This is a genomic window from Bacillus cereus group sp. BceL062, assembly GCF_051780025.1.
Lineage (GTDB): Bacteria > Bacillota > Bacilli > Bacillales > Bacillaceae_G > Bacillus_A > Bacillus_A toyonensis.
In genome coordinates this window covers 338,526-356,626 of sequence record NZ_JBPWGY010000001.1, presented here as the reverse complement: position 1 = coordinate 356,626, position 18,101 = coordinate 338,526, and the positions used below count along the sequence as shown (strand labels likewise).

Here is an 18,101-nt window from a genome sequence, read left to right as displayed (position 1 = left end):
AAGAAAAACCTTTATTCGGTATCATACTATTATTTATTTGTTCCTATAAGTGTTACCTTAACATATGACACACTTATAACTAGTTTCCCCCATACTTCACCGCATATAATGCAGCTTGTGTACGATCATCTACTTCCAATTTAGCTAAAACGTTTGAAACGTGCGTTTTCACAGTTTGTTCTGTAATGTGAAGCTCTGCTGCAATTTCCTTGTTGCTTCTTCCTTTCGCAATTTCGCGAAGTACCTCTTGCTCTCTTTTCGTTAACATTGAAAAAGGATTTTCTATTTCCTTCTTTACTGCGGAACGCCCCATTAATGCAGGTGTTACTTTCGGGTGAAAATTCGCATTTCCTTGATGTACTGCAATAATAGAAGCGACAAGTTGCTCAGGTTGTACTTCTTTTAATTGATAACCGTCTGCTCCAGCTTCAAGTGCTGGTATAACATAATCTTGCTCTGAAAAACTACTTAATATAAGTACCTTTATCGTCTCATCGTATTGCTTTATACGTTTTGTTGCCTCAATTCCATCCATTTTCGGCATCGATACATCCATTAGCACGACATCCGGTTTTTCTTTTTGCACGAAATGTAATGCCTTTTCGCCATTTTCCGCTTCCCCAATAATTTCAAATTCTTCTCTCGTTTTCAAGAAGAATACAAGTCCTCTTCGAACGATATGATGATCCTCAACTAGTAGCAGTTTAATCTTCAACCTTATTCTCCCCTTCAAATCGGCAATTGAATTTCTATTTTTGTACCCTTTTTTAGCTCTGTTGTAATTTGAAACGATCCCTTCATTAACTGAATACGTTCCTTCATACTTTTCAGACCAAGTGCTGATCCCCTTACTTGTTCTTGTATAAATCCTATTCCATTGTCTTCTATGTAAAAATGTAACTGGTTATTTTCTATTTTTAAAAGAACATGTACCTTTTCACACGAAGCATGCTTTTTACAATTATGTAGCGCCTCTTGGCTAATACGCCATAAAACTTCTTCTATTTCATCCCCAATTGAAACCATCCCATCAATTCGAACTTCCACTTGAACTCCTAATAACTTCCCGTAATTTTGAATTGCTTCTGCTAATCCCTTCTCTAATCCTTCAGGTCTTAATTGCCAAATTAATAGCGTCATCTCTTGTAATGCTTCTTGTGATAATTCTCCAATATAACTTAACATCTCTTGCAGACCTCTATCTTGCGTCATATTCAGAGTGCCTTTCGCTGTTAGCATAATAGAAAATAACAATTGTTTTACTGAATCATGTAAATCACGAGCCAATCGATTTCTTTCCGCTACCACTACATATTTACGTTCTTTCTCCACTAATTGAATACGTTGTATTGTCGTTCCAATTTGAAATGCAATCGCTTCTAATAACGCTAACTCTTCCTCAGAAAAATGAGTCTTATGAGGTGCAGCCACATTTAATAGACCAAATTTCTCTGATCCGGACCTAAGCGGAATTGTCGCATGATGTGTAACATCTTCTGTTTCACCCCAATTACATTCAATCGCATCTTCTATTCGCTTACATTCAATAATATTTGTCGCTTTTTCTAATCTGCCATTCACAAAACGCTCTACACACCAACAGTCTCCTTCACACATCGGCTTCTTCTCTTGCCACGTAAGAGCTGGTGGTAAGTTTTCGTCTACAAGCATACGGTGCTTTCCACTTTCATCAATAAAAAATATCCACCCTGTTTGTAAATTCATAACTTGTAACAATGTATGTAAAACTTTTTCTAACATGTCCTGTAAATTCGTTGCTTCATTTAACAATTCCGCAATTTCTTTTAATGCTTCTAAACGATGTATCTCTTTTTCTTCAAAGTTCATTCTCATCACCAACTATCATTATAACATTAAGAAATTTCTAAATTCTACAAATAAAAAGAGCTGAATTCCTTCAGCTCTTTTTATTTATCAATCATTTTTTTATTTTCCCTTTAAATTTTGACCGCGTAATTCTTAAACTGAACAACGCCAAGTAATGAAGTTACTTTTAAACCCTCTAAGACTCATCTACATCTATAAATCAGAATTCTAAATGTAAAGCTTTATTTAATTGTCTGACAAAAATTGTTCTCCACGGATATGCTGCAAACTTTCAGTAGTAACGAACATATTCGCTGCTGGCATTTGCACTTGATGTTTATGGAACATAGCCATTAATGCAAACCTTACTTGTCTAGAAGTTTCAAAATAATCTTCTGGTTTAATTAAACCTGTAATACAAAATTCATATCCAACATATTTAAGGTTAGGATTTAAGTCTGTAACACCAACATATTTAAATGGTTCAACAGCCTCATCCTCTACTCTATACAAACTTTGTTCCAAATTTTCATTGCATATCACACATACGTCTTCTAACAATTCCTTAACTCTTGTAGGGTCTTCCTGATAACTTACCGTGATGCGTTCAATTACTCGCATCCACCCTTTATTAAAATTTTGTATCGTTCTAATCTCTCCATGTGGTATGGTAAGTAGTTTTCCTGACCATTCACGTATTTGCATAAAACGAATACTAATTTCCTCAATAGTTCCTGAATTTGTTCCATTAAAAGTAACAAAATCGCCAACGCGAAACTCTTTGTCCGCTAATCTCGCAAAGCCTAATATGACATCTTTTAGCATCTGTTGCGCAGCAAAACCAATGACAACTCCCGCTATCCCTGCACCTGCAATGATACTTTTTATATCTACAAACTGACTAATTAAATAAATGATTAGACTGATGATAATGATATATCTAAAAATAGATCGAATGACACTTTGAATCGTCTGCTCTACCTCTTCATCAAAAAAGCTGGACTTTCTAAAAAACCAATCAATAATGCGATTAATAACAAACGAAATAATGATAAGAACTAAAGCAAATAGTAAAAATCTTAATAGTAAAAACTCCCTTACATAATTAAAAAACTCCTCCGTATACGCTAATATACTCATCTATCCACTTCCTTATTTTTTAAATTTTCATGTAGAGCTAATCTATTATAATTCCTTATTAATTATCTCAAAATTTTCTTTCGTAACTTTTCCCCTGACCTTTCATTTTACTTTCTTAACTATGTATTTGTATCCCTAGTACATCTTCAACAATATAACCCTTTCATTAATCTTTCAACTTCTGATGCCCTTTTCTATTTACTATAAATATACCCTTTTTAATAATCTAAAGGGAGATTACAATAGAAATTTTTATAAACAACTTTGTAATACTTACCTCATTTAAAGGAATACATTCACATAACACCGAATCATTCATTTGATACTTTTTTCACGGAGGTTACAATTAATGGGGTATATCGAAGAACTAAGAGAAATTGTTGGATCAAGACCACTCAATTTAGCAGGAGTTGCTGTAGCTGTTTTAAATGACCAAGGACAAATATTACTACAACAAAGACGAAATGGCATGTGGGGTGTTCCTGGAGGTTTTGTGGAACTTGGTGAATCCACAGAAGAAGCCGGAAGACGAGAAGTACTTGAAGAAACAGGTATTGAAATTGGTATACTTCAGTTAGTAAGTGTATTTTCAGGTAAAGAGTTTTTTGTGAAATTAGCGAACGGAGATGCATTTTATCCTATAACAATCGCTTACCTTTGCAAAGACATTAAAGGTGGCTTGCTAAAAGCTGACGGAGTTGAATCATTACATGTACAATTTTTTGATTTAAATGGGCTACCAGAAAACATTAGCCCGTTCATAAAAAAACTAATTGAGCAAAATGTCGTCTCAATTTAAACGTAAAAAGAGGCCTTTTCAAAGGCCTCTTTTTCACTTCACTTCTGCATGTAAACAAGATTTAAAATGTCCAAGTGCATATTCATGTCCTTGCGCATTAAAAGATGCAACTGCCTTTTCATATACAACAATTTTAAATCCTTTATTATAAGCATCTACTGCTGTATGAAGAACACAAATATCAGTGCACACCCCTACAAGATGAACTTCTTCTATTCCTCGTTCTCTCAACTTCATCTCTAGATCTGTTCCAGCAAATGCACTGTATCGCGTTTTATCCATATAATATACATTCGCATCATTTTTATATTTTTCGTATACATCTTGTAATTCACCGAATAAGTCTCTTCCATTTGTACCTGCTATATTATGAGGAGGGAACAACTTTACTTCTGGATGATATTCATCATTTTCTTCATGTTTGTCGATTGCAAACACTACATAATCTCCATTTTCAATATATTGCTTCGTTATATGTACAAGTTCCTTCTCAATTTCTTGACCTGGTTTCCCGCAAGTTAAAGCACCTTTTTCAGCTACAAAATCATATGTATAATCGATATTAATAAGAGCTCGTTTCATAACTACTATCTCTCCTTCTCCTGTTTCACAATAAACAATAGAAAATTTGTTATTACGACATCGTATGTACTATTCGACATTTCAAATGAAATACCTACATTTTTCTTGCAAAACTTAACTTAATCTAAGTTTATCATAAAACAGATATACTATGACAAAACATACTGTTCCTATTAGCATGTCATGGATTTGATAATTGAGTGTAACTTCAACCACCTCGTGTAAAGTAAACCAGATTATCGAAATTATCATACTAAGCAAGATAATACGAACAAATCGCTGCACACCTTCAACCTCTTACTCTTTCTTAGTAATAAAGAGTAATTTCTTACTATTCATACGTACTAGAAAGTGAAACAAATTATTCTCAACAACCCATTTATATCCAAATTAAAAAGTACACTACTACTTTAAGTAATGTACTTTTTATCCATAATTAAGATGCTGGCTTCGTTTCAAACGTCGCTTGATTAAAGCTAATGACTTTTCCTTTTGGGTCATTATTTTCAAACTGAGCTGCAGTAATCGTATGACTACCTGTCTCAAGTGTCTTTTCTTTTAATTGTACTGTTGTCTGTGTTGTACTAGTTACTTGATGTTTATCAGCAAATATTTGATCTACATATACGAATGTTTCTTTATCGTTTTGAAAATTAGAAAGTTCTAATTCAACTTGCTGAATTAAAGTATCTTTTTTGATAAATACAGTCGGTGTGTTGCCGTTTTCAGAAGTACCATCTGGTGTAATGACTTTTACTATCCCTTCTCCAATTGGTACTGCCCCTTCAGGAAATACAACCATACTCTCCTCACTCGCATTTACAACTTGTTCTTCCTGATTTGACTGTGCATCCTCTTTTTCCTTTGGAGCACCACAGCCTACTAATAACAATACAGACAATCCAGCGATTATGAATTTCTTCAAAATTCATCCCCCCTGTAATTTCATTATAATTTATTATACAAAAATAACTTTGTAATTTTAAAACTATTTTTAACACTTTCATGAACAAATACTAGTAGCTTGCTCACGATTACTGTACCATACTTTCCTTAATAGAACATTAATTTTTTTAATGAAATAAATAGTAATTTTATCTTATTTATCATTTTAGCCCAACAAATTAATAACATACCTATCCAAAATAAAAAGACATTGTTATTTCAATGTCTTTTCTATATGGTGATTAAAAAATAAACGTTGTAATCTCATCTACTTCTTTTCTTAGAAGTTTCTTCGGTTTATCTTTCGGATAACCGAGTGAAATAACCATATTTATTTGTTTTTCGGTCTCAATTTGGAAATATTGTCTTAGTTCTTTTTGAGCTAACAATACAGGCCCTGTCATTGGACACGTACCAAGACCCTTCGCATGTGCAGCCAGCATTAAGTTTTGTGCCGCTAAACAGCTACTCTTAATTCCTTCCTCTTCCCACACTGCATCCGGAACGAAGGCAATTGGATCAAATATCTTTTCACGAAACTTTGATTCATAAGGTGTTGCCAAACATACGATTAATACTGGTGCCTCAGAGAAAGCTGTTGCATATGGCCCGAAAGAACGTGTAAGTAATTTCCCTGCTTTTTCTTCTCCATTTTCTGCTGCTTTTGCCGCAAGTTTATGTAATGCATCCCAAGTCATTTGTTCAATTTCTTTAATTTTCTCTCGATTCATAATGACTAAGAACTCCCACGTTTGCGAGTTCGTATCACTCGGTGCATAACGAGCGCAATCAATAATTTCTTTTATATCACTAGTAGATACTTCTTGTTCTGTAAATTTTCTAACACTTCTTCTTCCGTGGATTACCTCTTTAAAAGCTTCATAATTCATACATTAAATCCCCTTTTACAGCGTTTTCAAAACCTGTCCTATGTTTGAATTATATCACGAAAAAAAGCTGGGGGAATACCAGCTTTTTTCTTCATTATTAATTTGTCACTTTAAACAAACTAATACTTTCTTCATATGCAGATTGTAGTTTTTTCGTAATTGGTCCTCTTTCGCCGCTAGCAAACTGTTCATCGCCAATTTGAACAACCGGGAATATTTCGAGTGGTGTCGCTGTAAAAAAGCACTCATCCGCCTCATATACCTCTTGTAATGAAAATTCTCGTTCTTCTACTTCGATATGTAACTCTTTCGCTAATGTTATAACATAATGGCGAGTAATACCATGCAAAATAAAGTGATCAGCTGGATGTGTAATCAGTTTATCATTTTTTACTATAAAAAAATTAGAATGACATCCCTCTGTTACAACTCCATCTCGCACTAAAATCGCTTCTTGATATCCTTGTTCATTTATTTTATTTTTAATCATGATATTAGGAAGTAGATTTAATGATTTTATATGACAAAATTTCCATCTTATATCCTCCTCTACCGTTACTTTTATACCGACTTCCATCGTAGCGACTGGTCTTGGGAACGAAACAATATTTGCAAAATACGTTGGTTGAAGGTCTTTTTCATATACATGGTTTCTTGCTTGAGCACCTCTTGATATTTGTAAATATACATTACCATCTTCTTGAAATTGATTTTTTTCAATCATTTGATGTAGCTCTTCTACTAACTCTTCCTTTGTAAATGGTGCAATGAGTTTAATTTCTTCCATTGATTTAAAAAAACGCTCCAAATGTAAATCTAATAAATGTGGCTTCCCATCGTATAGTCTGAATACCTCATATATACCATCACCAAATTGGAAACCTCGCTCTTCTAATGCAACCATCGGCTGTTCTTCCTTCGTATTTACAATTCTCCCATTAAACAAAATCCAATCTTTATGAGTAGCTTTCATTCCTTCCCACTCCTTTATTACGTGATTGATTTTATTGTACAACTTAAAACGACTGAAAAAAAGGAATTTTCTGTATTTATATAAATAAAAAATGCATCACTATTTAAAGTGATGCACTCAGCCATTCATTTATCCCGCTATTGACGGGCAGTAAAACTCCCACCTCAAGGTTAGGTGGGAGATAACGGCCCGTAATTGCCTGATTGGTTCAACTTTATTTCAGAAAATATTTTTCAATATCATCTAGCATTAGGTTTGCTGCTTTAATACCGCCTGCTGTATTCCAAATTACTTCATCTACTTGGAATACTTTATTATTTTTAGAGGCTTGTAGCTGCTTAAAGAGTGGGTCTTCTGTCCATTCTTTTGCTAACGTGTTTCCTTCATTCTTCTTATCGCCATCTTTATCAGATGTGAAATAGAATAAGTAGTCCCCGTCCATATTTGGAATTTGTTCTTTTGTAATTCCTTTTATCGCAAATTCATCTTTATCTTGTAATGGTGGTCGTTTAAATCCAATATCGTTTAAAACAACACCTGAGAATGAGTTCTTTTGATATATACGAACATCACCTGGAACGAAGCGAATAATAGAAACTTTAGAGCTTAATTTATCTCCTAGCTTCTCTTTCATTCCTTCAATACGCTTTTTATAATCTTCAATTGCCTTTTGACCTTCTTTTTCTTTATTTACAGCCTTTGTATAGAGCGTAAAGTTTTCCTTCCAATCTCCACGCAATGTTTCAGCGTATACAGTTGGCGCGATTTCTTTCAATTGTTCATATATTTTTTCATGACGCATTTTATTCCCGATAATTAAATCCGGCTTAAGCTTCATTACTGCCTCTAAATTAATATCACGCTCAGTTCCTACAACCTTCGTATCTTTTAACTCTTTCGCTAAATGAGGGTACCATTCATCACCCGCACGCGGTTTCGTAGTTCCAACTGGCGTTACTCCCACAGCTAGAAGAGCCTCTGCACCTTCATTTGTTAAAACAACAACTTTTTTAGGTGTACCATTTACTGTTGTTTCCCCCATTGCATGCTTTACAGTATAAGAATCTTTCGCTTTAGCTGATGGATCATTTTCTTTTTTTTCTTCTTTACTACACCCTGCGATTATAACCATAAGTATCATAATGCAGAACATAAACATTTTTTTAGTATGTACCATATGTCCTCCCTAAATGAAATCGATTATCATTAACAATTAAAGGTTAATGTATATTACATACATTGTCAATGTATATCAGAGAACTTTTTTAATATATACTATTTAGATTCTATCCGTTATTCAAATGTTTCTTTTTGAAACTATCTGTATAAGTATGTAAATAATGGCCGTTCTTAAAATGCGTATCTATGTTATATATAGATACGCATTCATATTACATTATAAATTTATTTCCTAATATTGATTATATTTAATATATGATGGATCATTATACACCCACTGATTTCCACCAAGGTTCAACCAACTGTTTTGATTAATAAATACTAAATAAGATTCTGGTTTATTTAATTTACGAATTACTGAAGAAGATGTTGACGGACCACTTCTTAAATTCACATTCGTTCCTTGTATATATGCGACACCGATTGCGCTACCATCACTATTGCTCGTCTTTACAAAATTAATGTAAGACGGGTCATAATACACCCACTGTCCGTTACCTAAGTCTAACCATCCGTTACTTTCTTGATATACGACATACGATTCTGGAGAGTTTAATTGGCGAATTACTGAAGAAGATGTTGATGGGCCACTTCTTAAATTTACATTTTTCCCAAGTATATAAGCAACTCCCTTCGTTTGTGGTGTTGGCTGAGGGTTTGGAGGTTGTGGATTTGGAGGATTTGGAGGATTCGGATTCGGAGCTACTCCAAAAATAGCTGCTATTCCGTTTGCATATGCTTGACATAGATCTTCAATAAATTGTGGGTTTTTCAATAAATTCGCATCAAACGTTGTATCAATAAAAGCAGTCTCAGTTAAAATTGCATCCATTACAGTCTCTCTTAGTACTGCATAATTTGCTTTTTTTGCCCCTCGGTCACGAAGGCCGTATTTTGTTAATACAGGATTGACTGCTGCATGAATTTTTTGTTGCTTTGCATATGCGGAGCTACTGTTAGATAACCCATTATAAATATAACTTTCAAATCCAGTTCCACCGCCACTATTTATATGAAATGAGATAAAGTAATCTGCTCCAAAAGAATTAGCGATATTAGCACGTTCTGATAAAGAGATAAATACATCACTATCACGTGTCATTTTAATAGTAATTGGGTAGTTTGCAGATAGAATGTCTCGCACACGTCTCGCTATTTGAAGTGTTAAGTTTTTTTCTACTAAACCATTACCAACAGCACCAGAATCATATCCACCGTGACCTGCGTCTATTACAAGTTTCATATCACTGTCTCGTTCCTTTCTTTCGTGTAATAGGTTTACATTGCTACTCGTCCTATTTTATGTAAAATGTACAAGTTCCGTTACAATTACAAATAAAAAACCACCTTATGTAAGGCGGTTTCTATCATCTTGCTTTAACCAATTTAAAATAAATATATACGATTGATAGTGAATATAACGTATGCAAAATAAAATAAATAAAAGACCCATTCCAACACCGCTGTATAACAAACCGAACTTTAAAAAAATGTTCAAAAGTGGCGGGAAATTAGTAATATTTTGTACTGTAACAAGCATGCAAAACAAAATAAAAAACACAGGTACATATTGTAATTCGTAAGGCTTTCTTTTCTTACTAGCTCTTTTCCGAATGAACTTATGGCTTAGTTCTGCCAAAATAAAACATCCTCCAATTAATACAAGACCAGAAGTCATTATCATGTATCCACCTGCCTTATATTTATTTTAGCACATTACTAATCATCGTTATATTGTCTTCACGTATGTTCCATCTTCTTCATTAAAGCCAAAGCTCTCTATGAAAGTTTTTGCTTGTTCTGTTAATTCCTTTTGTAACACTTTTATCTCTTTCACACCTCTTTGTTTCATCATCTCTTCAAATGTAAAATACGTATTTGTTCCATATCCGTAACTTTGATAATCAAAATGAATTATTAACTGAGATAAAACTACACTCTCTTCTTGAACACTGTAATCTATTACACCAATATATGTATCATCAACTTTTACGCAATACTGCACCTGTTTCTCACTTACATTATGCGAGCGGAACATTTCTTTAACAACGCTTTCATTTTCTACTGTTACTTTTTCAAACGCAATCATATGTTGTCCATCCTTTTACTATTATTGTATCAATAATACGTTCTATTTATGAAAAAAACCTTAAGACCATATGCGGTCTTAAGGTTTTTCTTATTAAACTAAGCTATACGCACGTTTTGTTTCTTCGTGGAACTTATTCGTATCGTATTTATGCTCAACATAAATTTGGTGCCAAACCATAAACGCAAGTACAGTCCAAATTTTACGGCTATAATCGCCTTTATCTGCACAATGTGCTTCCAGTAAGTTTAATACATACTGTTTGTCGATTAAATGATCTGTTTTACTTTCGTTTATAATATTTATAGCCCAGTCATGCATTTCATCTTTTAACCAGTGACGAATTGGTACCGGGAATCCAAGTTTTTTACGATCTAACACGTGATCTGGAACAATTCCGCGTGCTGCTTCACGTAAAATAGCTTTCGTAGTTCCGTTAGCAATCTTTAATTCAGTTGGAATTTTAGATGCAACATCGAATACTTCTTTATCTAAGAACGGTACACGAAGTTCTAATGAGTTTGCCATTGTCATTTTATCAGCTTTTAATAAAATGTCACCACGTAACCACGTGAACATGTCAATGTACTGCATTTTACTTACATCATCATAATCTTTAATCTCGTTATACAATGGTTTCGTGATATCCATATAGTTAACACTTTCATTGTAGAACTTCATTAATTCCGCTTTCTCTTCTTCACGGAAGATTTTCGCGTTTCCATAGTAGCGCTCCTCAATTGGCGTACATCCACGCTCTAGGAAGCTCTTTCCTTTAAATCCTTCTTTAAGAGCACCGCTTAATGCTTTTAGAACGCTCTTACCTGGGCTAGGAATGTACGAGAACATTTTTAGTGAGTTTGGCTCACGGTAAATGTTATAACCACCAAATAGCTCGTCTGCGCCTTCCCCTGAAAGAACAACTGTTACATGTTTACGTGCTTCTTTTGCAACGAAGTACAATGGTACAGCTGCTGGATCTGCTAAAGGATCATCCATATGCCAAATAATTTTTGGGAACTCATCCATAAATTCTTTCGCTGAAATAAATACGTTATGGTTTTTAACGCCTAATTTCTCAGCAGTTTCTTTCGCAACATCAACTTCACTGAAACCACGTTGTTCAAAACCAACAGAGAACGTTAAAAGGTTCGGATTCATTTCTCTTGCGATAGAAGCGATAATAGATGAATCGATACCACCAGATAAGAATGAACCTACTGGTACATCACTTCGCATATGTACTTTTACTGAATCGTATAATACATCACGAATTGCTTGGATATGCTCTTCTTTCGTTGCGCTTGAAGCATTGAAATAAGGCTTCCAGTAGCGATGGATTTCCATCTCTTTACCGATTTCCTTTACGAAATAATGACCAGGCTCAATTTTATTAACATCAATTGTTAATGTTTCTGGTTCTGGACCATATTGGTACGTAAAGTAATGTTGTAGTGACGTTGGGTTTACCCCTTTGTCTTCCATTACATGCATAATACTTTTCTTCTCAGATGCGAAGAATGTAGTATCACCTTGTTGCGCGATATATAATGGTTTAATACCAAAGTGGTCACGTGCACCGAAAAGTTTCTTTTCTTCACGATCCCAAATCATAAATGCAAACATACCACGAAGATAGTCTACACATTTTTCTTTCATATGTGCATACAATGCAATGATAACTTCTGTATCAGATTGCGTTGCGAAAGTCGCACCTTTTTCAAGTAACATTTCGCGTAATTCTACATAATTGTAAATTTCACCATTAAAAATAATTACATATCGATCATTTTCATAAGTTAGCGGCTGATGTCCTGCCTCTAAGTCAATGATACTTAAACGGCGGAAGCCAAATTGTACATGTTCATCACGAAAATATCCTTCGTCATCTGGACCGCGGTGGAAAATCATCGTGTTCATATTTTCAAATTGATGTTTTTCTGTTTCTGAAAACTCTCTAGGGTTTTCACATAAACATCCTACAAAACCACACATACTTCTTACCCTCTTTCGGTTTTCATTCTGTTTCTATACTACTATATCAACCCTATTTATACTAGCATAATCAACTCAATATGGCGACCAAAAACTATAAAAAAATCACTCCATTTCACATTTTTAACTTTTTTTTATGAAAACTTGAAAATTAGGCAATCACCTTTCTCCGCTTTTGTCATATGATATTGCAAATTGATTTCTAGGAGGGAATACCATGAGTGAAGAAAAAAAAGATTCTTCTCGTCCACCGGTTCGCAATTATTTAAAGCAAATTGATGATTTTTTTGAGCAAACACCTCTTCGCAATGTAATCGCTGATTTGAATCATTTTTTCCAAAAAGGAAATCGTTTATTAACATTCCCTGTAGATTTATATGAAGTTGATGAAGAACTCGTTGTTACCGCTGAACTACCGGGTATACAAAAAGAGCAAATTCAAATTGAAATACAAACCGAATACTTAAAAGTCTCTGTAAAAGAAGAAATACTTGAAGAGGCAGAAGAACAAACATCTCATAACTATTATCGCCGAGAACGGTCTATTTCAGAAGCCGCAAGAATGATTAAATTGCCTTATTCCATTAATAAAAAAGCAGCGAAAGCTTCCTATCAAAATGGTGTGTTAGAAATTCGTGCACCGAAACTTCCACAACAGCATGACATTTTATCTATAGACTAATGTAAAAAAATAAGGGTGCTACGCACCCTTATTTTTAATCCACTAATCGCTTCATATCACGTATTATATCTTCGTACGGTGTATTACTAATACCGCTATACTTTTTCATTACTTTTCCATTTTGATCAATTAAATAAAATGATGTACCATGTATTACTTGACCGTTCTCTGGCTTATCTACAAGTGATTGGAAATTATCTTTTGAAAACTTTGTAATATCTTCTAACGAATAACCCGTCAATAAATTCCAATTACTAGTATCTTCTGTAAACTTTTGAATGAAAGCTTTCAGATTTTCTGGTTTATCAAGATCTGGATCTACACTAAACGAGACAAACTGAACGTCTAACTTCTCTTCCTTTGCCATCTTCTGTAATTTTGCCATATTAGCAGTCATTGGCGGACAAACTGTTTGACAGTTTGTGAACATAAAATCTGCAACCCATACTTTCCCTTTTAAATCTTTTGTACCAAATTGTTTTCCATCTTGATTTGTGAATTGGAAAGTTTCTAAATCCCAATTTAATGGTTTACGAAGCTTTGAGCCTGATCCACTACATCCAGCGAGTACAAATAGACAAAATACAACCATAAGACCAATTAGTTTTTGATAACGCTTCATTTATAAACCTCTTTTCTCTATCCTAAATTTAAATAGGTTATGCTCATCATAACAAAAGTTAACACTACGAGAAAATTGTTTACTGCATTTGTTCACGAAATCGTACGAATTTACGTATGATACTTCTTAATTTCAAGCGAATTACTAGACAAAATATGTTTTTTCACTATTATTTCTCTAAATCGTATTCGCAAAACAAAGCTCATTGTTAAAATTGTAAATACCTCTCCCTATTTTTTAACAATTAATTAAACATTAATCCATGTTATACACTGTATTCCTTAACAACATTTCGGTACAATACAACTACAACGATTTTAAATGAGGTGATGTTCATGGCAAAGCGCTATGAAAATATGGATAATGTCAGTACAAAAAAATCAATTCGTTCTTTTTTAAGATGGCGTAAAGAACGAAAGCTGAACAAAAAAGACTTTTCTTTTTTAGTAGAACAATCACCTGTTAAACAAAATGCATTTTTGCAAAGCAATGTTGAAAAAACGACAGTCACATGGGTTGGCCATTCTACTTTTCTTATCCAAACGAATGGACTTAATATATTAACAGATCCAGTATGGGCAAATAAATTAAAGTTAGTTCCGAGGCTTACTGAACCAGGTCTTACTATACAAGAACTACCTAAAATTGATATAGTCCTTATTTCACACGGTCATTATGATCATTTAGATTTTTCAACTCTTCGTCAGTTAAATGATGATGTTCTATATCTTGTACCTATCGGATTAAAAAAATTATTTACTCGTAAGAAATTTACGCATGTAGAAGAATATAAATGGTGGGAAAGTACGACGATTAATGAAGTTTCTTTTCACTTCGTACCTGCTCAGCACTGGACGAGAAGATCCTTATTTGACATGAATACATCTCACTGGGGTGGATGGATTATTGATAATGAAACGACTATGGAAACCATTTATTTTTGTGGCGACAGCGGCTATTTCCAAGGTTTCAAAGAGATTGGAAAGCGCTTTTTAATTGATATTGCTCTTATGCCAATTGGCGCTTATGAACCAGAATGGTTTATGAAAGTATCTCATGTTTCCCCTGAAGAAGCAGTGCAAGCTTATTTAGATTTAAACGCGACACATTTTATTCCAATGCATTACGGAGCTTTTGCACTTGCTGATGAAACACCTCGCGAGGCAATAATAAAACTTCGAAGTAATTGGAATTTACGTATGTTACCGTGGGAACAACTGCATGTACTCTTTTTAGGCCAAACTTTTACTTATAATAGCGACACAAATAAAAAACAAGTACAAGAAAAAATCGAAACTTTACAAGTGTAATGTAACTACTTATTTTCTATATCCATCATATAATATAGAAAATCATAAAGGGTGTTTTCTATGAATGAATATTTACAGACTCGCTACATCATTAGCGTGAGCGCCTGTATAGCCCTTCTCATTTCTTACTTTCTATTCACATAAAGTGAAACTTTAATCAGTGGGGGTTGTTCATCATCCCCACTGATTATTAGCCTTCACCAATCGGGCATTTACGGACCGTTGATCTCACACCTAACTTCTTTGCTTTCTCTGAATTTTGAGGTGAGGGTCTTACTGTCCGTTAATGCGGGATAAAAAAGCTACTTGAAAATATATTTTCAAGTAGCTTTTTTATTACTCTGCTAAATACATAAATCCAATTGCACCCGGACCTGTATGAGTACTAATAATAGGCGTTGTATAGAAAATTTCTGATTGAGAAAATCCACTCACTTTTTCCACCGCTGCTTTCATACTTTCAGCTAAAGGAATTGCTTTTGCATGCGGAATCGCAACAGCTTTTACAACTTTTCCTGCTGTATCTTGCTCAAATAACTTAGCTAACGTTTTTACAATTTGGCCTTGACTGCGCACTTTCGTTACAGGGTTATAAACACCGTCTTCAAGGCTAGCAATTGGCTTTATATTAAGTAGCGAACCGATAAACGCTTTTCCTTTACCGATACGTCCACCCTTCACTAAGTTTTCTAATGTATCTACCACTACATATAAACGAGTATTCTTTCTCACTTCATCTACACGTTTTAAAATTTCTTCTAGTGAGCGTCCTTCATTTGCCATTTTTGCAGCTTCTATTACTTGATATGCTAAAGCATGTGTAATAAATTGTGAATCAACAACTGTTACTTTTGTATCAGTCATCGATGCAGCACTATTTGCAGTCGCAACAGTACCACTCATTCCACTTGTCATATGGATAGAAAGTACTTCACTTCCATCTTCACCTAGCTTGTCATACATTTCTACAAATGTACCCATAGCTGGTTGTGATGTTTTTGGTAGTTCCTCTGATTTAATCATTTCTTCAATAAACTCATCAGGTTGTAAATCAACGCGATCTAAATATGTTTGTCCATTTACAGAGATTGATAATGGTAGAACATGAATGTCATACTTCTCGATTACATCTTGTGATAAATCTGCCGTTGAATCTGTTACAATTTTAATTTTTTGCATACTATCCTTCTTCCCTTTCCAATACGCTCTCCTTGTTATTATACTAGCATTCCTAATGCTTTCAACAATTTCGAACGAAATTTCATCAAATTAATTATATTTTTATACCTAAAATAAAAAGACAGAGTATTCCTGACTCTGTCCTGCTCTAATTTATGCGTTTTTTTCAAGGGTATTTGTTTTATATACATTTAAATAATCATTCCACTTCAAACATTTTTGTAAATATTCACGGAAAGAATACGAAAATCTTGGGTGCTTTTGTTTTTGAATTTTTGCAATAAATAATTGAAGACGAGACTGAATTAGAAACGATAATGGATGCTGCGCCTGTAGGACAGGGATTTCGAATATTTTAATACAATCCCCTGTTGAATGAGTGAAATAAAAACTTTTCGTAATCACAATATCAATCCTCTTTTTCATTGGATTTTGAACTTCCTCTACTTTACGCTGTAACACGTTGTTTAAAGTGGAGACTCCTTTGAATACAAAAGTATCCTTAGATGATCCCTTTAGTCCTTATGGTTAGTAGATTTATTCTCTATTCATCTCCACCTAATCCATCCCCCGTCCTAATTATCACGTGAGACGGGAATCTCGTTATCCGTAAATTGCTTAATACATTCAGTATAAACTTATAAAGGTGCAAAGTTTGTCTAAATTTTGGAGATTCTATTATTTTTTTCTTCTTTATATTGTATACGTTTATAGCCATAGTATAACAAATAATTAAAAAAGTGCCTTTATAACGAGGCACTTTTCGACTGTATTTCTTCTTCCCGTTTCTTTTTTCGCTTACTAACAATCTTTGATAAGGCAATACTAATTTCATAAATACAAATAAGCGGTACCGCAACTAAACTATGAGATAAAAAATCTGGCGGTGATATACACGAGGCAATGATAATCAATGCTACGTAAGCATACCTTCTTATTTTTATTAGAAACTCCGCTGTAAGTATGCCAATACTCGTTAAAAACATTACCACTACAGGTAATTCAAAAATCACAGCAAATGGAACTGTTAAATTAAGTACAAAATGAAAATACTTTTCTGTCGTAAACATCGTATTAAACATTTCATTACCTATCGTAGTTAAAAAATGAAATAAAAACGGCATTACAATAAAATATCCAAAACTTAAACCTGCAATAAATAATATAGACAATACCGGTATATACATTACAGTCATCTTTTGTTCATTTGGATGTAAACCTGGTTTTACAAATAACCAAATTTGTATAGCAGCAAAAGGAATTGTACAAACGATAGCAAATACTGTAGCAATCGAGAAAAAAATCCACAATACATCACTTGGACCGAGAACAGTTAATTTCATTGGTAAATCTTTTACAAGCCAAAAATAAATATCCTTCGTAAAAGTAAATCCAATAATTAAAAATAATACAAAGGATAACACTGTATAAATTACTCTTTTGCGAAGTTCAACGATATGTTCTACTACACTCATTTCCCGATCTTCCATCTCGTTCACCACACTTTACTTATCCATTACGAGGAAAATCCATTACATTTTTTCTTTCTTTTCCTTCTCTTGAAATGCGTCATCAGTCAATTCTTTCGTTGATTTTTTGAATTCTTTTAACGTTTCCCCTAAAGCCTTTCCGATTTCCGGCAATTTTTTAGGCCCAAATAATATTAGTACAGCTACTAAGATTAAAATTAACCCTGGAAAGCCAATATTTGAAAACATTTCCCCATCCCCTTTATTAGTAGATTTCTTGTCCTACTATTGCATAATTTTATTTTGTCAAAAAAGTTTGAAAACGTCAACAAATCCATCGTCTTTTGTCAAAAAAATTCAAAAATATAATCAATTATACAAATTTCATTTTCTATTGTCTTTGTGTATGATATGGTAAGA

At 33.8% G+C, this 18,101-nt stretch carries 20 protein-coding genes; 3 read left to right on the top strand and 17 right to left on the bottom strand.

The window, feature by feature from the left end:
* Positions 1-79: 79 nt before the first annotated feature.
* From casR to ACS2MN_RS01785, 3 genes are all read right to left on the bottom strand, one after another.
* Positions 80-715, bottom strand: coding sequence for a two-component system response regulator CasR (gene casR, locus ACS2MN_RS01795; protein ID WP_000694638.1), 636 nt, complete (start codon positions 713-715; stop codon positions 80-82).
* A 14-nt stretch (positions 716-729) separates the two neighbouring features.
* The gene (gene casK, locus ACS2MN_RS01790; RefSeq protein ID WP_220388544.1) at positions 730-1,827 is read right to left on the bottom strand and encodes a GAF domain-containing sensor histidine kinase; all 1,098 of its coding nucleotides are present in this window, start codon (positions 1,825-1,827) and stop codon (positions 730-732) included.
* 246 nt (positions 1,828-2,073) lie between these two features.
* Complete coding sequence (locus ACS2MN_RS01785) at positions 2,074-2,967, bottom strand: mechanosensitive ion channel family protein (RefSeq protein ID WP_000025244.1); 894 nt, start codon at positions 2,965-2,967, stop codon at positions 2,074-2,076.
* 349 nt (positions 2,968-3,316) lie between these two features.
* Here ACS2MN_RS01785 and ACS2MN_RS01780 point away from each other — a divergent pair, with 349 nt between their 5' ends.
* Positions 3,317-3,766: an NUDIX hydrolase gene (locus tag ACS2MN_RS01780; RefSeq protein WP_346994245.1), complete on the top strand. Its 450-nt coding sequence runs from the start codon at positions 3,317-3,319 to the stop codon at positions 3,764-3,766.
* A gap of 33 nt (positions 3,767-3,799) precedes the next feature.
* On the opposite strand, the gene ACS2MN_RS01775 is transcribed toward ACS2MN_RS01780, so the two are convergent.
* From ACS2MN_RS01775 to asnB, 9 genes are all read right to left on the bottom strand, one after another.
* Positions 3,800-4,348, bottom strand: a complete 549-nt coding sequence (locus ACS2MN_RS01775; RefSeq protein ID WP_000816780.1) for a cysteine hydrolase family protein — start codon at positions 4,346-4,348, stop codon at positions 3,800-3,802.
* A gap of 436 nt (positions 4,349-4,784) precedes the next feature.
* Positions 4,785-5,273, bottom strand: coding sequence for a hypothetical protein (locus ACS2MN_RS01770; RefSeq protein WP_346994246.1), 489 nt, complete (start codon positions 5,271-5,273; stop codon positions 4,785-4,787).
* Between the two features lie 262 nt (positions 5,274-5,535).
* A complete protein-coding gene (locus ACS2MN_RS01765; RefSeq protein ID WP_346994247.1) occupies positions 5,536-6,183 on the bottom strand; it encodes a nitroreductase family protein in 648 nt (215 codons plus the stop codon).
* A 97-nt stretch (positions 6,184-6,280) separates the two neighbouring features.
* Positions 6,281-7,156, bottom strand: coding sequence for a D-amino-acid transaminase (gene dat / locus ACS2MN_RS01760; protein WP_000648376.1), 876 nt, complete (start codon positions 7,154-7,156; stop codon positions 6,281-6,283).
* Between the two features lie 214 nt (positions 7,157-7,370).
* Entirely contained in the window at positions 7,371-8,333 is a 963-nt protein-coding gene (locus ACS2MN_RS01755; RefSeq protein ID WP_000233725.1) for an ABC transporter substrate-binding protein, read from the bottom strand.
* Between the two features lie 234 nt (positions 8,334-8,567).
* Positions 8,568-9,578 (bottom strand): N-acetylmuramoyl-L-alanine amidase, encoded by a 1,011-nt coding sequence (locus ACS2MN_RS01750; protein WP_098064025.1) that lies wholly within the window; start codon positions 9,576-9,578, stop codon positions 8,568-8,570.
* A 105-nt stretch (positions 9,579-9,683) separates the two neighbouring features.
* On the bottom strand, positions 9,684-10,013 hold the full coding sequence (locus ACS2MN_RS01745) for a hypothetical protein (RefSeq protein WP_000200454.1): 330 nt from the start codon (positions 10,011-10,013) through the stop codon (positions 9,684-9,686).
* Between the two features lie 51 nt (positions 10,014-10,064).
* Positions 10,065-10,424 (bottom strand): GNAT family N-acetyltransferase, encoded by a 360-nt coding sequence (locus tag ACS2MN_RS01740; protein WP_000559961.1) that lies wholly within the window; start codon positions 10,422-10,424, stop codon positions 10,065-10,067.
* Between the two features lie 93 nt (positions 10,425-10,517).
* Positions 10,518-12,419 (bottom strand): asparagine synthase (glutamine-hydrolyzing), encoded by a 1,902-nt coding sequence (asnB, locus tag ACS2MN_RS01735; protein ID WP_000333815.1) that lies wholly within the window; start codon positions 12,417-12,419, stop codon positions 10,518-10,520.
* Positions 12,420-12,636: 217 nt separating this feature from the next.
* Here asnB and ACS2MN_RS01730 point away from each other — a divergent pair, with 217 nt between their 5' ends.
* Positions 12,637-13,101, top strand: a complete 465-nt coding sequence (locus tag ACS2MN_RS01730) for an Hsp20/alpha crystallin family protein (protein WP_001288081.1) — start codon at positions 12,637-12,639, stop codon at positions 13,099-13,101.
* A 34-nt stretch (positions 13,102-13,135) separates the two neighbouring features.
* On the opposite strand, the gene ACS2MN_RS01725 is transcribed toward ACS2MN_RS01730, so the two are convergent.
* A complete protein-coding gene (locus ACS2MN_RS01725; protein WP_000833349.1) occupies positions 13,136-13,723 on the bottom strand; it encodes an SCO family protein in 588 nt (195 codons plus the stop codon).
* A gap of 335 nt (positions 13,724-14,058) precedes the next feature.
* Here ACS2MN_RS01725 and ACS2MN_RS01720 point away from each other — a divergent pair, with 335 nt between their 5' ends.
* Positions 14,059-15,033, top strand: coding sequence for an MBL fold metallo-hydrolase (locus tag ACS2MN_RS01720; protein ID WP_097861106.1), 975 nt, complete (start codon positions 14,059-14,061; stop codon positions 15,031-15,033).
* Between the two features lie 336 nt (positions 15,034-15,369).
* Here the strand turns inward: ACS2MN_RS01720 and ACS2MN_RS01715 are convergent, their stop codons facing one another.
* From ACS2MN_RS01715 to ACS2MN_RS01700, 4 genes are all read right to left on the bottom strand, one after another.
* Positions 15,370-16,212, bottom strand: coding sequence for a DegV family protein (locus ACS2MN_RS01715; RefSeq protein WP_001169474.1), 843 nt, complete (start codon positions 16,210-16,212; stop codon positions 15,370-15,372).
* Between the two features lie 153 nt (positions 16,213-16,365).
* Complete coding sequence (locus ACS2MN_RS01710) at positions 16,366-16,617, bottom strand: DUF2535 family protein (protein WP_000629011.1); 252 nt, start codon at positions 16,615-16,617, stop codon at positions 16,366-16,368.
* Positions 16,618-16,958: 341 nt separating this feature from the next.
* Complete coding sequence (gene tatC / locus ACS2MN_RS01705) at positions 16,959-17,702, bottom strand: twin-arginine translocase subunit TatC (protein WP_000390131.1); 744 nt, start codon at positions 17,700-17,702, stop codon at positions 16,959-16,961.
* A gap of 42 nt (positions 17,703-17,744) precedes the next feature.
* Positions 17,745-17,930: a twin-arginine translocase TatA/TatE family subunit gene (locus ACS2MN_RS01700; RefSeq protein ID WP_000492443.1), complete on the bottom strand. Its 186-nt coding sequence runs from the start codon at positions 17,928-17,930 to the stop codon at positions 17,745-17,747.
* Positions 17,931-18,101: the final 171 nt, after the last annotated feature.

What these genes read in the sequence shown, in the direction of transcription:
- ACS2MN_RS01755 (WP_000233725.1), bottom strand. Translation starts at nt 8,333, where the DNA reads ATGGTACATACTAAAAAAATGTTTATGTTCTGCATTATGATACTTATG.
- ACS2MN_RS01720 (WP_097861106.1), top strand. Translation starts at nt 14,059, where the DNA reads ATGGCAAAGCGCTATGAAAATATGGATAATGTCAGTACAAAAAAATCA.
- ACS2MN_RS01730 (WP_001288081.1), top strand. Translation starts at nt 12,637, where the DNA reads ATGAGTGAAGAAAAAAAAGATTCTTCTCGTCCACCGGTTCGCAATTAT.
- ACS2MN_RS01745 (WP_000200454.1), bottom strand. Translation starts at nt 10,013, where the DNA reads ATGACTTCTGGTCTTGTATTAATTGGAGGATGTTTTATTTTGGCAGAA.
- ACS2MN_RS01775 (WP_000816780.1), bottom strand. Translation starts at nt 4,348, where the DNA reads ATGAAACGAGCTCTTATTAATATCGATTATACATATGATTTTGTAGCT.
- ACS2MN_RS01785 (WP_000025244.1), bottom strand. Translation starts at nt 2,967, where the DNA reads ATGAGTATATTAGCGTATACGGAGGAGTTTTTTAATTATGTAAGGGAG.
- ACS2MN_RS01715 (WP_001169474.1), bottom strand. Translation starts at nt 16,212, where the DNA reads ATGCAAAAAATTAAAATTGTAACAGATTCAACGGCAGATTTATCACAA.
- ACS2MN_RS01765 (WP_346994247.1), bottom strand. Translation starts at nt 6,183, where the DNA reads ATGAATTATGAAGCTTTTAAAGAGGTAATCCACGGAAGAAGAAGTGTT.
- ACS2MN_RS01740 (WP_000559961.1), bottom strand. Translation starts at nt 10,424, where the DNA reads ATGATTGCGTTTGAAAAAGTAACAGTAGAAAATGAAAGCGTTGTTAAA.
- ACS2MN_RS01725 (WP_000833349.1), bottom strand. Translation starts at nt 13,723, where the DNA reads ATGAAGCGTTATCAAAAACTAATTGGTCTTATGGTTGTATTTTGTCTA.
- ACS2MN_RS01750 (WP_098064025.1), bottom strand. Translation starts at nt 9,578, where the DNA reads ATGAAACTTGTAATAGACGCAGGTCACGGTGGATATGATTCTGGTGCT.
- asnB (WP_000333815.1), bottom strand. Translation starts at nt 12,419, where the DNA reads ATGTGTGGTTTTGTAGGATGTTTATGTGAAAACCCTAGAGAGTTTTCA.
- ACS2MN_RS01780 (WP_346994245.1), top strand. Translation starts at nt 3,317, where the DNA reads ATGGGGTATATCGAAGAACTAAGAGAAATTGTTGGATCAAGACCACTC.
- ACS2MN_RS01700 (WP_000492443.1), bottom strand. Translation starts at nt 17,930, where the DNA reads ATGTTTTCAAATATTGGCTTTCCAGGGTTAATTTTAATCTTAGTAGCT.
- tatC (WP_000390131.1), bottom strand. Translation starts at nt 17,702, where the DNA reads ATGGAAGATCGGGAAATGAGTGTAGTAGAACATATCGTTGAACTTCGC.
- dat (WP_000648376.1), bottom strand. Translation starts at nt 7,156, where the DNA reads ATGAAAGCTACTCATAAAGATTGGATTTTGTTTAATGGGAGAATTGTA.